Raw genomic sequence first — 14,551 nt, forward strand, 5'->3', positions numbered from 1 at the left:
TCCGTGATAACCCCCGGCAGGATCGAGGTCCGTCTTCCCGGCTTTCTCCTATCGGGGAAAGGCAGGCCGTACAATCCTTGGAGACAGCGACGAATTGATCCGCGTTCTGGGCATCGAGACGAGTTGCGACGAGACCGCCGCCAGCGTGGTGGCGCTGGACGATCGCAGCGCGCCCCAAATCCTGTCGAACATCGTGCTCAGCCAGATCGAGGAGCATGCCGCTTTCGGCGGCGTCGTGCCGGAGATCGCCGCGCGTGCCCATGTCGAGGCGCTGGACGGCATCATCGAGGCAGCGCTTGCTGATTCCGGCGTCGATCTCGCCGACATCGATGCGATTGCTGCCACCGCCGGTCCCGGTCTTGTCGGCGGACTGATCGTCGGCCTGATGACGGCAAAAGCCATCGCCGCGGCAGCCAAAAAACCGCTGATCGCCATCAACCATCTCGAAGGCCACGCGCTCACCGCCAGGCTGACCGACGGGCTCGACTTTCCCTACCTCTTGCTGCTGGTCTCCGGCGGCCATACCCAGATCGTCGCCGTGCGCGGCGTTGGCGACTACCAGCGCTGGGCGACGACCATCGACGATGCGCTTGGCGAAGCCTTCGACAAGACGGCTAAGATGCTCGGCCTGCCCTATCCCGGCGGACCGAATGTCGAGAAGGCGGCGGCAAATGGCGACGCGGCCCGTTTTGCGTTTCCGCGCCCGATGAAGGGCTCGGTGCAGCCCGATTTTTCCTTCTCCGGCCTCAAGACCGCGGTGCGCCAGGCGGCAACCGCGATTGCCCCGCTGAGCGACCAGGACGTCGCCGATATCTGCGCCTCGTTCCAGGCGGCGGTGGCGGATGCGCTCGGCGACCGTGTTTCGCGGGCGCTGACCAGGTTCCGTCAGCAATTCCCGGACAAGGCTGAGCCTGCGCTGGTTGTCGCCGGCGGCGTCGCCGCCAACCGGACGATCAAGGCGACATTGCAAGCGCTGTGCGAGCAGGCCGGGTTCAGCTTCGTCGCCCCGCCGCTTAACCTCTGCACCGACAATGCGGCGATGATCGCCTGGGCCGGCATCGAGCGCCTGCGCGCCGGCATATCAGGCGAAAACGCCGCCGATTTCGTGCCGCGCTCGCGCTGGCCGCTGGACAGCGTCTCGGCCCCGATGGTCGGCTCTGGCCGGCGCGGGGCCAAGGCGTGACGAGCAAAGCCATGACGCGCAAAGCCAGCACCGGCTGGCGTGTCGCCGTGCTCGGCGGCGGCGCCTGGGGCACGGCGCTGGCGCTGGCCATGCTGCGCGCCGGTCATTTCGTCCGCCTCTATGCGCGCGACCCGGAGACCGTCGCGGCGATCGACCGTGGCGAAAATCCGCGCTATCTGCCCGGCATCGCGCTCGATCCCGGCATCGCGGCGACAAGTGACATCAAACTGGCTCTCGCCGACGCCGACTGCGTGCTGGCGGTGGCGCCGGCGCAATCGTTGCGCGCCATGCTGACGGCCGCGTCCAGCCATGTGCCGAAAGGCGTGCCGCTGGTGCTCTGCGCCAAAGGCATCGAGCGCGACACCGGCGCGCTGCTGTCGTCCATTGCCGAGGAAATCCTGCCGGCAAATCCGGTCGCCGCCCTGTCGGGCCCAAGCTTTGCCACCGACGTCGCCAGGGGCCTGCCGACGGCCGTGGTGGTCGCCGCCCGTGACGAGGCCCTGGCCGCCGACCTTGCCGCCCGTTTTTCGGCTGAAAACCTGCGCTGTTATTCGAGCGACGACCTAATCGGCGTCGAGATCGGCGGCGCGCTGAAGAACGTCTTTGCCATCACCGCGGGTGCCGTCACCGGCGCCGGGCTCGGCGCCAGCGCCCAGGCCGCAATGGTGACGCGCGGCTTCGTCGAATTGCGCCGCATCGGTGCCGCCTTCGGCGCAAAGCCGGAGACGCTGATGGGGCTTTCCGGCCTCGGCGACCTGCTGCTCACCTGCTCGTCCGCCCAGTCGCGCAATTTCGCCTATGGGCTGGCGCTCGGGCAAGGCAAGCCGCTTGCCGGCCTGCCTCTGGCTGAAGGCGTGCCGACGGCGGCGATCGCCGCCCGCATCGCCGGCGAGCGCCGGATCGACGCGCCGATCATCGCCGCCGTCGCCGCCATACTGGACGGCACCGTCACCATAGACCAGGCTGTGTCGGCGTTGATGACCAGGCCGCTCAAAACCGAAACCGACATGTAATCCCGAACGATTGCGGAGATGTAAAGATGCTGTTTGCGTTGATTTGCAAGGACAAGCCAGGAAGCCTGCAGGTGCGGCTCGATACGCGGCCTAAGCACCTTGCCTTCCTGGAAGGGCTGAACGGTGACAAGAAATTGGCCTTCGCCGGCCCGTTCCTCGACGCAGACGGCAAGCCGAACGGCACTCTCGCCGTTGTCGAGGCGCCCGATCTGGCTGCGGCAAAAGCCCTGTCGGCGGCCGATCCCTATACCAAGGCAGGGCTGTTCGAAAGCGTCGAAATCCGGCAGTGGAACTGGAGCTTCAACAAACCGGCGGGTATCTAAATGCATGTCGCGCAAAAGTGTGCAGCGGTTTTGTGATAACGACATGCATAAAACAAGAACCTGAAGCGCGTCGCATGACGCCGGTCGAACGCGACGCGCTTTTAGTCGCGACGGCACCTGAGGAGGAGCAAGACAATGAACTACTGGCTGTTCAAATCCGAACCCTCGGTCTTCTCCTTCGAGGACCTCAAGGCCAAGGGCAAGGCCGGCACGCAATGGGACGGCGTGCGCAATTATGCGGCGCGCAACAACATGAAGGCGATGCAGATCGGCGATCTCGGCTTTTTCTACCATTCCAATGATGGGCTCGACATAGTCGGCATCGCCGAAATCTGCGCTCTGGCCCATCAGGACAGCACGACCGACGATCCCCGCTGGGAGTGCGTCGATATCCGCGCCTTCAAGGACATGCCGAAGCCGGTGACGCTGGAACAGGCCAAGGCCAATCCAAAGCTGGCCGACATGGCGCTGGTGCGGCTCGGGCGGCTGTCCGTGCAGCCGGTGACGCCTGCCGAATGGCAGGAGGTCTGCCGCATGAGCGGACTGACGCCGGCGCCATGACGGCGCTGACGCCGGACAGCGCCAAGAAATTCATCCTCGACAACACGGCGCTGATGGCGCCGCCGCATGTGCCGGAGATACGCCTGCAGCTGGCCGACGAGGCGCATGAATTGTGGCAGCGGACCGAGGACGAGCTGACCGAAATCGGCCTGCCGCCGCCCTTCTGGGCCTTCGCCTGGGCCGGCGGCCAAGGCCTTGCCCGCTACATCCTCGACAATCCGGCGGCGGTGCGCGGCAGGCGCGTGCTCGACTTCGCCTCCGGCTCCGGCCTTGTCGCCATTGCAGCAGTGAAGGCCGGATCTGCCGAGGTGATCGCCGCCGACATCGACCCGTTCTGCGCGACCGCGGTCCGCCTCAATGCCGAGGCCAATGGCGTCGAGATAGAATTCCTCGCCGGCGACTGCATCGGCACCGATGCGGGCTGGGATCTGGTGCTGGCCGGCGACGTCTTCTACGACAAAGCTTTCGCCGACAGGCTGATGCCGTGGTTCGCAGCGTTGAAGGCGCGCGGCGCCGACATCCTCGTCGGCGATCCCGGCCGCTCCTATCTGCCGAAGACCGGGCTGGAACCGCTTGCCGTCTACGAAGTGGCGGTGACCCGCGCGCTGGAGGACGCCGAGGTCAAGCGCACCACCGTCTGGTGCCTTGCTTGACGGCATCGCCGAACAGGCGTTCCATCGCGCAATCGACCGGAGGGAATCATGGATTTTTCAGCAATCAATTGGCTGGCGGTAATCGTCGCCGCCGTGGTGGCGTGGCTGTTCGGCGCGGCCTGGTATATGGGCTTGAGCAAGCCGTGGCTGAAGGCCGCCAAGCTTGATCCGGCGACGATGAGCAAGTCGATGCTGCCCTTCGTCGTCTCCTTCGTCGCGGAGCTTGTCATGGCGCTGGTCATGTCGCTGATCATCGGCGCCGTGACCGGCGGCGAACCGAGCCTGCTTGCCGGGGTGATCTTCGCCTTCGTTCTCTGGCTGGGGTTCGTCGCCACGACGCTTTCGGTCAACCATCGCTACGAAGGTTTCGGCTGGGATCTGACGCTCATCGATGTCGGCCATTGGCTCGGCGTGATGCTTCTCATCGGCGCGGTGATCGGCTGGTTCGGCGCGGCGGCGACAGGCTGACCTTTAGGTTGGGGTCTTGCCGACTTCCTCGAGAAGCCAATCGCGAAAGGCGACGATGCGTGGATCGTTCGCCGCATTTTCGGGATAGACCAGGAAATAGGCGAACTCGGGCGCGACCTTGATGCCGAGTTCGAACGGCCGGATCAGCCGGCCTTCCGAAAGGTCGTTTGCCACCATGGCGAAATCGGCGAGCGCAACCGCGTTGCCGTCGAGCGCGGCCTGCACGGCATCCGTCGAATTGCCGAACACGATGGTCCGGCTGTCGTCGAAATCGTCGACGCCCGCAGCCGCCATCCACATGCTCCAGTTCGGCCAGGTGACGCCCTGGCGTGACCAGTCGATATGGGCCAGCGTGTGATGAAACAGGTCGCGCGGCTCCTTGAGCGGCGGCCCTGACCGCAGCAAGGCCGGGCTGCAGACGGGGATGATGACGTTTTCGAACAGCCGGTGCGAGCGAAGCCCCGGATACTTGCCGGTGCCGAAACGGATGCCGACATCGACATCGTCGCGGTCGAAATCGCGCACCTCATAGCTGATATCGAAGCGCAGCTCGATTGCCGGATGCTGTTTGCGAAAATCGTCGACGCGCCGCATCAGCCACTTCGTCGCGAATTGCGCATCGAGGGTGACCTTCAGCAGCGCCGATCCGCGCGCCGTCTTCTGCGCCCGTGAGACCGCGCGGCCAAGCAGGTCGAGCGCGTCGGTCGAGGCCTCGAACAGCACCGCACCCGCCTCGGTGAGCCGAATTGTGCGGCTGGTGCGTGTGAACAGCATGATGCCGAGCTGATCCTCGATTTCCTTGATCTGGTGGCTGACCGCCGCCGGCGTCAGGCCGAGCTCGTCGGCGGCGCGGGTGAAATTGAGGTGCCGGGCCGCTGCCTCCAGCGTCCGCAGCGCACGGGTTCCAGGCAGCAGGCGCGCCATCAGTGCCAGACGAGGAGAGTTCGGTCGAGCATTCCAATCCTCAAACAAAACTTGAAGATGTAGAAAAAACTACTCGTTTCCTGTTTGAATTTCAATCCGCCATGATTTGAGTATCGAAGAAACATCAAACCGGATTTGATGTCCGGAGAAGCGGATTGCACCATGTCTGATATCGCCTTGCGCTCTGTAACCCTCCGCCCGGCCTGGCTGCGCGCCGTGCTCGACTGGCTTCGGCACGCGAGAATCGCGGCCAATCTTCCCTACGAGAATGTCGAGGATCTCTCCGATCGCCAGCTGCGCGACATCGGTAGCGAACGCAAGGACATCGCACGCGCCATGGACCGCGAACTCGGCCGGCTCGGCCTTCTCGACATAGGGTGGCAAAGGAGTAGGGGAGTAGGGGAGTAGGGGAGTAGGGGAGTAGAGGAGTAGGGGAGTAGGGGAGTAGGGGAGTAGGGGAGTAGGGGAGTAGGGGAGCTAAGCGGCGCGCCCGCCCTGTCTCTACTTTTACTGCCCTATTCCCCTACTCCCTTATTCCCCTATTCCCTTACCTTACCACCCTCACCACCGTCCGCTCCGACAGCAGCGGCAGCAGCCGTGCCATGGTGCGGGCTGTTACCGCGACGCAGCCTTGCGTCGGCGTGAAGCCGGGGCGCGCCAGGTGGAAGAAGATGGCGCTGCCGCGCCCGCGCCGGCGCGGCACAATGTTCCAGTCCAGCACTAGGCAAGCATCGTAGAGATCGTCGGCCCGCTGCATCCGCTCATGGCTGGCGCCATAGGGGATTTTGACCGGGCGGTTGTAGTTGCGGTCCCCAGGCACTTCGCACCAGCCGAGGTCGCGGCCGATCGGCGTCATCGCCAGCCGCGTCCGGCGGCCGCTGGAAAAACGGTCGCCGCGAAAATATCCCGACAATATCCGCATCGAGGCGAGCGGCGTGGCGCCATCGCCCTCGCGCTTGCCGGCCGAGATGCCGCCATGCCCCAGCGCACATGGAAACACGAGTTTGCCGGCCTGTAGAAAGCCCTGGCTGGCATGGCCGGGCCGCGCGCGCACGGTGAGCACGGTAAGCCCTTTCGGCAAAATTGCGCCGACTGCATTGCGATCGTGTTTTTTCTTGTATGATCGTGCCACGGAACAAATCACTGTGAACGGCTGTTGTGCCGGTCAGCTTCCGCATAAACAGGCAGCGGTCAACTGAAATCTCTTTTCAAAACAACGGATTGATCCATGACTTCACGCACCATTCTGATCGTCGACGACGATGACGACCTGCGCGGCACCCTTGTCGAGCAATTGTCGCTTTATGAGGAATTCGATGTCCTGCAGGAAGCGACCGCCGCCAAAGGCGTCGCCGCGGCGCGCGGCGGGCTTATCGACCTGCTCATCATGGATGTCGGCCTGCCCGACATGGATGGCCGCGAGGCGGTGAAGATATTGCGCAAGGGCGGCTACAAGGCGCCGATCATCATGCTGACCGGCCACGACACCGATTCCGACACGATCCTTGGTCTCGAGGCCGGCGCCAACGACTATGTGACCAAGCCGTTCCGCTTTGCCGTGCTGCTGGCCCGCATTCGCGCCCAGCTGCGCCAGCACGAGCAGAGCGAGGACGCCACTTTCTCGGTCGGCCCCTACACGTTCAAGCCCAGCCAGAAGCTTCTGATCGACCCGCGCGGCGCCAAGGTGCGGCTGACCGAAAAGGAAGCCTCGATCATCAAATATCTCTACCGCGCCGACCAGAAGGTGGTGACCCGCGACGTGCTGCTGGAGGAAGTCTGGGGCTACAATTCCGGCGTCACCACGCATACGCTCGAAACCCACGTCTACCGGCTGCGCCAGAAGATCGAGCGCGATCCTTCCAACGCGGAAATTCTCGTGACAGAAAGCGGCGGCTACAAGCTGGTTCCTTAAACATTTCATTATTCAAATAAGCGATCCGGGCGGGGCGCTTTTCGGGTACGGTCCTGAGCTGGAGGTGGGTCTGGATCGAACTCGCGGAGGCATCGGGTCCAAGGAGCGGAACCGATTTTTGAAACGCCTTGCGCGTCCGGGGGACGCGCGGCGCTCTAGGGAGGAGTGGGACTGACGGTTCGGGGACATAGCTAGATGGCGCTGGATGACGACATCCGCATCCTGTCCACCGTGAGGCTCTTCGAGGGCTTTACGCAGGAACAGCTGCGTCTGCTCGCCTTCGGCGCCGAAACCACCATGCTGAAAGCCGACCACAAGCTTTATCGCGAGGACGACGAAGCTGATTCGGCCTACATCGTGGTCAGCGGCCGCATCGTGCTCTATCGCGAGCACGACGGGGAGCGCATCCCGATCGGCACCGCCGGTCCCGGCACCATACTCAGCGAACTGGCGCTGATCGCCGACACCAACCGGCTGACCAGCGCCTCCGCCGAAATCGATTCGGAAGTGCTGCGGCTCAGCCGCAAGATGTTCCGCCGCATCCTCGAGGAATACCCGGAGCTGGCGGTTCACTTGCACCAGCGCATATTGGAGGATTTCCAGGCGATGATCCGCCGGATCGAGGAACTTGGGCCGCGTTTTGCCGGCTAATGTAGCGCCTCTGGTTTAACCAGATTTCGGAATTTGCGAGTTCTCAAGGCCGGTGCGTTGCGGAAACAAGCTCCGCCTTGCGCCGCGCCGTCTCCAGTCCGAGCGCAATGAAGCGGCGCGCATGTTTGGCCAGCTCCATATTGTCGGTCCACAGATTGCGCCAGATCGCGGTTTTCCGCGACAGGTTCTCGTCGACGATTTCCGACGAGAAGGATTCGAAGCTGAGGTCGTCGCTGTAGCCGATAGCGGTCAGCGCATCGAATATCCCGGCGAAATCGATATTGCCGGTGCCGAGGAAGCCGCGATGGCTCTCGCCGATATGGACATAGCCGATTTTCTTTGCGGCGTTGCGGATGGCCAATCCGACATCGGCCTCCTCGATGTTCATGTGGAACGTGTCGAGATGCAGGAAGATGTTGTCGGAGCCGCTGTCCTCGAGAAAGGCCATGCCTTGCGCGGCGGTGTTGAGCAGGTTGCTTTCGAAGCGGTTGACGATCTCGAGGTTGAGGGTGACGCCGGCTGACTTTGCCGTCTCCGCCACCTCGGCAAGCGTGCCGGCGCTGCGGTTCCACTGGTCGCGCGTCGGCGCCTCGCTCTGCAAACCGTGGCTGGTGCTGAGGATGCCGGCAACCTTCTGGCCGCCGAGATCGCGAGTCAGCGCGATCGTACGTTTCAGGATTTCGACGCCGTGCGCCGCAATCGTTTTGTCGGCGCTCGAAATATCGCCGTCGGCCGGCAGTCCGATGCTGATCGCGACGCCGAGGCCGAGATCGGCTATCCGCTTGGCCAAGCCGTCAATGTCGACATTGGCGGGGTCGAGATAGGAGAATTCGATCAGGTCGAAGCCGGCTTCGCTGGTGTTGGCCAGCGTCCGCTCGAGATCGCTCTGCGTCGAGCTCGCCGACCAGACGAATGAGTGGATTCCGATGCGCGACATGATTGTCTCCGGTTATTCCAGCAGTAGCGGACCCAAGTCCAAATCGGTGTTTGGCAATCCGTTGCTCAGACAAAAAAGGTGCGGCCGGTCATCCCGGCCGCACCAGGCTTGGGAGGTTTAGCGAGCTGCGGTCCAGCCCTTGTAATCCTTCAAATTGTCGGCCGTGATCAGCTTCGGGTCGAGCAGCACCGTCGGCTCGGCCGGCTTCTTGCCGGCAAGCAGGTCAGCCGCCATCGTCAGCGACTGGCCGGCCATCACATAGGGATCCTGCGAGGCCGAGGCCTTGATCATCGACGTGCCGGAAGCGAGTTCCTTCTCGATATCGGGCGCGCCGTCGACCGCCGTGAAGATGAACTCCGAGCGGTTGAGCTGCTTGGCCGCAAGCTGGGCGCCGATCGCCGTCGGATCGTTGATGGCGAACACCGCGTCGATCTTGTCGAAACGGGTCAGCAGCGACTGGAACACTTTCAAGCCGCCGTCACGTGAGCCTTCGGCGTTCTGGTCGTCTGAAAGGACCTTGATGTCGGGGTGTTTTGCCAGCACGTCCTTGCAGCCCTTGACCCTCTCCAGGATCGACGACGAGGCCGGGCCGTTGAGGATGACGTAGTCGCCCTTGCCGCCGGTATGGTCGACCAGATACTGGCACGCCTCTTCGCCGGCCTTGACATTGTTGGTCATCACGGTGACATCGGCGCCCGGCGCCGAAACGTCAAAAGCGGCAACGACGATGCCGGCCGCCTGTGCCTTCTTAACCGCCGGTGCGATCGCCTTGGCATCGACGGCATTGAGCATGATGACGTCGACGCCGGCGGCGATGAAGGAATCGACCTGCGAGACCTGCTTGTTGAGATCGTAGTCGGCCGATACCGATGTCACCTGCACATTCGGGTTGATTTTCTTGGCCGCGTCCTCGATGCCCTTGATGGTTGCGACGAAGAACGGGTTGCCGAGCAGGCCGACCGAGATGCCGACCTTGTTCAGGTCCTTGGCCGATGCCGGCGCGATGACGGCGGCTGCAAGGGCGACGCCGCAGAGCAGTTTAGCGATGATCTTCATTGTTTTATTTTCCTCCTGATGCCCGCGCCTCTCACGGTGCGTTACACATGAAACCGGCTCGATGGACGCCGGCGACTAAGGGCCATCACGTTCTTGCTCCTGCCTGGAGCCGGTAACGGTCGAGGGCGACCGCCACGATGATGACCAATCCCTTGATGATGTACTGCCAGATGTCGGAAACACCGGCGAGGATGAGCCCATTTGACAGCACGGCGATGATCAGGCCGCCGATCAGCGTGCCCCAGATCGAGCCGACGCCGCCGACGAAGCTGGTGCCGCCGAGGATGACCGCGGCAATGGCGTCGAGTTCGTAGGACTGGCCGAGCTGCAGCCCGTTGGCGGCATAGAGCCGGGCCGCCGACATGGCGCCGCCAAGGCCGGCCAGAAGGCCGGAAACGCCGTAGACGAAGAGCAGCACCAGCGGCACCTTGATGCCGGTCAGTCTGGCGGCCTCGGCGTTGCCGCCGACGGCGTAGATCCAGGTGCCAAGCACGGTGCGCTTGAGCACCAGCCAGGACAGCACCACGACCGCCAGCGCGATGATGACCAGCCATGGAACGCCGAACAGCGAACCGTTGCCGATGAAGTCGAACGGCAGGTCCGAGTTGAACACCGTCGTGTCCTGGCCAAGCAACCGGGCGACGCCGCGCACGGCGGTCAGTGATCCCAGCGTGACGATGAAGGGCGGCAGCTTGATGTAGGCGATCAGCAGGCCGTTGATGACGCCGAAGCCGAGCCCGACGAGAATGGCCGCCGGCACGCCCAGCAGTCCCCAATCGGGCACCAGCGACACCATCACCGCCACCATCGCCGAGGCGGCAAGGATCGAGCCGACGGACAGGTCGATGCCGCCGGTCAGGATGACGAAGGTCATGCCGGCCGCCAACACGATGTTGATCGACGATTGCTGCATGACGATCAGCAGATTGGTCTGGGTGAAAAAGCGCGGGTTGATGAACTGGAAGCCGACCGCCAGCAGAATCAGGATCGGCAGCATGCCGAGCGCAGCGATGGCGGTGCGCCACCTTGTGCTCCTGCCGACCGCCCGGTCGTCCGCTTTCATCGTATCGGCCACCTTGTCGGTCATCGCTGAGCCGCTCCCGTTGCAAGTTCCATGATCGCTTCCTGCCGCAGTGGCTCGCCCTCCGACGCCGTTACCTCGCCGGCAATGGTGCCGTCGCGCATCACCAGCACGCGGTCGGCGATGCCGATCACCTCCGGCAGTTCGCTGGAGATCATCAGGATGGCGATGCCTTTCTTGGCCAGATTGTCGATCAGCCGGTAGATTTCCGACTTCGCCCCGACGTCGACGCCGCGGGTCGGCTCATCGAGGATGACGACCTGTGGCTCTGTTTCCAGCAGGCGGGCGAGCAGCACCTTCTGCTGGTTGCCGCCCGACAGCGAGCCGGCATTGGCCTGCACCGAGCTGGTGCGGATGGAGAGGTCTGACACCGCCTTGGCGGCGCGCCTTTCGGCGGCCGTGAAGTCGCGCAGACCGCCGGCCTTCGCGTCCCTTGCCAGCACGCCCATGCTGATGTTGTCGGAGATCGACATGTCGAGGAACAGGCCAAGTTGCTTGCGGTCCTCGGTCAGGTAGGCGATGCCGGCATCCAGCGCCTCGCTTGGCGAACCGATGGATATCGGTTTGCCGCCGAGCTCCAGCGTGCCCGATATGTGCCTGTCGGCGCCGAAGATCAGCCGTGCCAGTTCGGTGCGGCCCGAGCCGACCAGGCCTGCCAGTGCCAGCACCTCGCCTTTGTGGAGGTCGAAGGAGCAATTCTTTATGAGATTGCCGTCCGACATGCCGCGCACCGACAGCGCGACGGCGCGCTTGCTGTCCGGCGGGCGGTGATCCTTCTTGTAGAACGTCGACAGATCGCGCCCGACCATCATCGATACCAGGCGTGAGGCGTTCAGATCGGCGCGGTCGAGCGTGCCGACATAGCCGCTGTCGCGTAGCACGCTGACGCGGTCGGCGAGCTGGTAGACCTCTTCCATGCGGTGGCTGATGTAGATGATGGCAATACCTTGCGACTTCAGCGTCGCGATCACCTCGAACAGCCGGTCGGTCTCACGCGAGGTCAGCGACGTGGTCGGCTCGTCCATGACGATGATGCGCGCATTGGTCGACAGCGCGCGGGCGATTTCGACCAACTGGCGTTCGCCGAGCGACAGGCTGGTGACCGGGGTGCGCGCCGAAAAAGTCACGCCGAGCCGCGCGATGATGTCGCTGGCGCGCCGGTTACACTGCTCGCGATCGACGATGCCGAACCGTCGCGGCTCGTTGCCGAGGAAAATGTTCTGCGCCACCGACAGATTGGGCGCCAGCGACAGCTCCTGGTAGATGACCGCAATGCCGGCGGCGCGTGCCTTGATCGGGTCGCCGGTGGCGGCCGGCATGCCGTCGATCAGGATCTCGCCGCCGGGATCCGGCCGGTAGGCGCCGGACAGCACTTTCATCAGCGTCGACTTGCCGGCACCGTTCTCGCCCATCAGCGCGTGCAGCTCGCCGGCATGGACGGTCAGCGACACATCGTGCAGGGCGCGGATCGGGCCGAATGTCTTCGAGATGTGGCGCATCTCCAGCACCGGCTGGCGCACCGTCTCGATCCGGGCGATGGCGCTCATCGCGCACCTCCCGCAGCTGCTCTGGGGGCACCCCGATCGGCGGCAAGGCCGCGCCAGTCGTTGCGGTAGCCGGCAAGGCCGCTGAAGCTTGCCGCATGCACCGCCTCCGGCGCCTCGGTGGCAAACTCGCGTCCGACGCTTTCGAAGGCAAGTGCTGCGGCACCGGTGGCGCTGCCCTCCAGCGTTGCGCCCTGCAGGAAGGCCTGCCCGGGACGCACTTGCGCCAGCAGCGCGGCAAGCAGCCCGCCATTGTTCAGGCCGCCGTCGACGATGACGGTATTATCGGAATGGATCAGCTCGAGGCACAAATCGACCATCAGCGCGACATAGAGCAGCGCCATGGCCGCGCGTTCGTCGGCGTTGGGCGTGCGCCCGACCAGTTCGCCGCGCCGGTGTGCCATCGGGCCGCCGGGCGCGAAGCTCGGCAGCGCCATAATGCCGGCGTCGATCACCCGCTGTATCGATGACGGCGCGATGGCGCCCTGCCAGCCGGCGCTGATCGTCGCGAATTCGCGGCCGCCCATGAAGCGGATGGTTGGCACCGGGCCGCCATCGACATCGACGTTGACCAGCATGTCGCGCTCGCCGTCGAGTGCGTCGAGAGGACAGTCCGGGTTGAGAACGACGACCCAGGTGCCGGTCGAGACCACGGTCACCGGCCCGAGCTGCTGCCGGCGGTAGGCATGGAGCGCGGCATTGCTGTCGTGGACGCCATTATGGATGGCGACCGGCTTCGCGGCTCGGCCGAAGCGCTGCTCGCCGATCACCGCGCCGGCACGCTCGAAGGCGGGCATCTGGCCGCGCCAGCCCTCGGCATCGACCAGCGAGCTGAAATCGCGTTTGCGCGGCGCCCATAAATGCGAGTGGCAGCCGAGATAGGACACTTCCGATACCGGCCGGCCACCAAGGCGCCAGCTCCAGTATTGGGGGTAGCCGAGGATCGATTTCGCTGCGGCGAAGGCACCGGGGTCCACCTCCTTCAGCCACAACATGTGGCGGCCGTAGTTGAAGCCAAGCGGCAGGCGCGGCGAAAAGGTCTCGGCAAAATCCGGAATGCGGCGATCGATTTGCGCGGCGATCTCGGCCGGCGGTTCCTGCTCGTAATCGAGGATCGGATGCGTCAGCGCGGCGTCGTTGACCAACGCGAAGGTGCAGCCATGGCCGGATACCATCAGCCCTTCCACGCCATGCGTGTCGACGGCGTCATCGATGGCGCGGGCCGCCCAGTCGTGCAGCGTTGCCTCGTCGAGCACGCTGAAGCCGTTTTTGCGGATCCAGCTCGGCTGGGTGCGGCGCTCGTCGAGGATGCGTCCGTCCTGGCCGAAGACGAACAGCTTCGAATTGGTCTTGCCGAAATCGAGGACGGCTACTTTCACTGGGCGCCTCCCGAGGAAGCGGCGATGCGCACCATGACGCCGGCATCTTCGAGCATGCGCGCGTCGGTGTCGGACAGGCCCTCATCGGTGACCAGCGTACCGATCCGCGACAGCGGCAGCGCCACGTTGCGGGCGTGGATCGACAGTTTGCGGCTGTCGGCCAGCACGACGATCTGGTCGGCGCAGAGGCTGAGCTCGACGATCGAGCGAACCAGCAGCGGGTGCGATTCCAGAAGGCCTTCCTGGCCGATGCCTTGCGCGCCGAGAAAGAACTTCGAGGCGTAGAACGGCACCGTCTGGGTCAGCGAATGGATGATACCCGGCTCGCGGTGCAGTTCGCCGCCGGCGACGGTCAGGCTGCAATGGCCGTGATCGCTGAGATAGGCCGCGAGCGGCATCGAGTTGGTGTAGAGCCGGATGTTGCGGTCGGCGAGCTTGACGCCGAGATGGAAGCAGGTCGAACCGCCATGCACGATGACCGCGTCGCCGTCGCGCACCATGGTGGCGGCGAGAGCGGCGATCTGCCGCTTGGCCTCGACGGCGAGGTCGCGGTTCTCGTCATAGGGCCTGGCATAGGCGACGCCGACTTGCGAAGCGCCATCGAGCGCCGAGATGCCGCCATAGACCTTGCGCGCTTCGCCGGCCTCGTCGATCTTGTCGATGTCGCGCCGCACCGTCGCCGCCGACACGCCAAGCCGCTCCTGCAGCTCGCGCACCGATGCGAAAGGCCGGTCTCGCAAAAGCTCGACAATCTGGCGCTGGCGGCCGGAGTCGCTCAACCCTTACCTCCCAATGCGCTTGCCTCCCAAGCCATTTTGCACGGCATTGCCATTTTGCACGGCAATTGGTGCAACTTACTCAACGGG

General features: G+C 64.4%; 17 protein-coding genes. 9 read left to right on the top strand and 8 right to left on the bottom strand.

All coding sequences use genetic code 11. From position 1 onward, the window contains the following. Window positions 1-97 precede the first annotated feature (97 nt). From tsaD to NKH63_RS07935, 6 genes are all read left to right on the top strand, one after another. A complete protein-coding gene (gene tsaD / locus NKH63_RS07910) occupies window positions 98-1,183 on the top strand; it encodes a tRNA (adenosine(37)-N6)-threonylcarbamoyltransferase complex transferase subunit TsaD (protein WP_352588416.1) in 1,086 nt (361 codons plus the stop codon). Between the two features lie 11 nt (window positions 1,184-1,194). Beyond that, a complete protein-coding gene (locus NKH63_RS07915) occupies window positions 1,195-2,196 on the top strand; it encodes an NAD(P)H-dependent glycerol-3-phosphate dehydrogenase (RefSeq protein ID WP_352917791.1) in 1,002 nt (333 codons plus the stop codon). A 26-nt stretch (window positions 2,197-2,222) separates the two neighbouring features. Beyond that, on the top strand, window positions 2,223-2,519 hold the full coding sequence (locus tag NKH63_RS07920; protein ID WP_023721379.1) for a YciI-like protein: 297 nt from the start codon (window positions 2,223-2,225) through the stop codon (window positions 2,517-2,519). A gap of 135 nt (window positions 2,520-2,654) precedes the next feature. Then, complete coding sequence (locus tag NKH63_RS07925) at window positions 2,655-3,080, top strand: EVE domain-containing protein (protein ID WP_352494080.1); 426 nt, start codon at window positions 2,655-2,657, stop codon at window positions 3,078-3,080. Then, complete coding sequence (locus tag NKH63_RS07930) at window positions 3,077-3,733, top strand: class I SAM-dependent methyltransferase (protein ID WP_023721381.1); 657 nt, start codon at window positions 3,077-3,079, stop codon at window positions 3,731-3,733. The genes NKH63_RS07925 and NKH63_RS07930 overlap by 4 nt, the downstream gene beginning before the upstream one ends. Window positions 3,734-3,781: 48 nt before the next feature. Beyond that, window positions 3,782-4,201: a DUF1761 domain-containing protein gene (locus NKH63_RS07935; protein ID WP_352917792.1), complete on the top strand. Its 420-nt coding sequence runs from the start codon at window positions 3,782-3,784 to the stop codon at window positions 4,199-4,201. A 3-nt stretch (window positions 4,202-4,204) separates the two neighbouring features. On the opposite strand, the gene gcvA is transcribed toward NKH63_RS07935, so the two are convergent. Further along, complete coding sequence (gene gcvA / locus NKH63_RS07940) at window positions 4,205-5,125, bottom strand: transcriptional regulator GcvA (RefSeq protein ID WP_352917793.1); 921 nt, start codon at window positions 5,123-5,125, stop codon at window positions 4,205-4,207. A 162-nt stretch (window positions 5,126-5,287) separates the two neighbouring features. On the opposite strand from gcvA, the gene NKH63_RS07945 reads away from it, so the two are divergent. Further along, the gene (locus tag NKH63_RS07945) at window positions 5,288-5,533 is read left to right on the top strand and encodes a hypothetical protein (protein ID WP_023721384.1); all 246 of its coding nucleotides are present in this window, start codon (window positions 5,288-5,290) and stop codon (window positions 5,531-5,533) included. A gap of 139 nt (window positions 5,534-5,672) precedes the next feature. Here NKH63_RS07945 and NKH63_RS07950 read toward each other — a convergent pair whose 3' ends face one another. Then, window positions 5,673-6,209: a L,D-transpeptidase family protein gene (locus NKH63_RS07950; protein ID WP_245278686.1), complete on the bottom strand. Its 537-nt coding sequence runs from the start codon at window positions 6,207-6,209 to the stop codon at window positions 5,673-5,675. A gap of 144 nt (window positions 6,210-6,353) precedes the next feature. On the opposite strand from NKH63_RS07950, the gene NKH63_RS07955 reads away from it, so the two are divergent. Further along, complete coding sequence (locus NKH63_RS07955; RefSeq protein ID WP_023721386.1) at window positions 6,354-7,037, top strand: response regulator transcription factor; 684 nt, start codon at window positions 6,354-6,356, stop codon at window positions 7,035-7,037. A gap of 195 nt (window positions 7,038-7,232) precedes the next feature. Next, entirely contained in the window at window positions 7,233-7,688 is a 456-nt protein-coding gene (locus NKH63_RS07960; protein ID WP_023680480.1) for a Crp/Fnr family transcriptional regulator, read from the top strand. A 43-nt stretch (window positions 7,689-7,731) separates the two neighbouring features. On the opposite strand, the gene NKH63_RS07965 is transcribed toward NKH63_RS07960, so the two are convergent. From NKH63_RS07965 to NKH63_RS07990, 6 genes are all read right to left on the bottom strand, one after another. Further along, window positions 7,732-8,625, bottom strand: a complete 894-nt coding sequence (locus NKH63_RS07965) for a sugar phosphate isomerase/epimerase family protein (RefSeq protein WP_023721387.1) — start codon at window positions 8,623-8,625, stop codon at window positions 7,732-7,734. Window positions 8,626-8,742: 117 nt separating this feature from the next. Then, window positions 8,743-9,681, bottom strand: a complete 939-nt coding sequence (locus NKH63_RS07970) for an ABC transporter substrate-binding protein (protein ID WP_023721388.1) — start codon at window positions 9,679-9,681, stop codon at window positions 8,743-8,745. Between the two features lie 85 nt (window positions 9,682-9,766). Next, complete coding sequence (locus NKH63_RS07975) at window positions 9,767-10,744, bottom strand: ABC transporter permease subunit (RefSeq protein WP_502896313.1); 978 nt, start codon at window positions 10,742-10,744, stop codon at window positions 9,767-9,769. Window positions 10,745-10,764: 20 nt separating this feature from the next. Beyond that, window positions 10,765-12,309, bottom strand: coding sequence for a sugar ABC transporter ATP-binding protein (locus NKH63_RS07980; protein ID WP_352494077.1), 1,545 nt, complete (start codon window positions 12,307-12,309; stop codon window positions 10,765-10,767). Further along, window positions 12,306-13,685 carry an FGGY-family carbohydrate kinase gene (locus tag NKH63_RS07985; protein ID WP_352588085.1) on the bottom strand — a complete coding sequence of 460 codons (1,380 nt, stop codon included), beginning with the start codon at window positions 13,683-13,685 and terminating at the stop codon, window positions 12,306-12,308. Before NKH63_RS07985 ends, NKH63_RS07980 begins: the two co-directional genes overlap by 4 nt. Continuing rightward, window positions 13,682-14,464, bottom strand: a complete 783-nt coding sequence (locus NKH63_RS07990) for a DeoR/GlpR family DNA-binding transcription regulator (RefSeq protein WP_023721392.1) — start codon at window positions 14,462-14,464, stop codon at window positions 13,682-13,684. Before NKH63_RS07990 ends, NKH63_RS07985 begins: the two co-directional genes overlap by 4 nt. Window positions 14,465-14,551 lie beyond the last annotated feature (87 nt).

This window comes from Mesorhizobium sp. M0960, from assembly GCF_040319055.1.
In the GTDB taxonomy this organism is placed as follows: domain Bacteria; phylum Pseudomonadota; class Alphaproteobacteria; order Rhizobiales; family Rhizobiaceae; genus Mesorhizobium.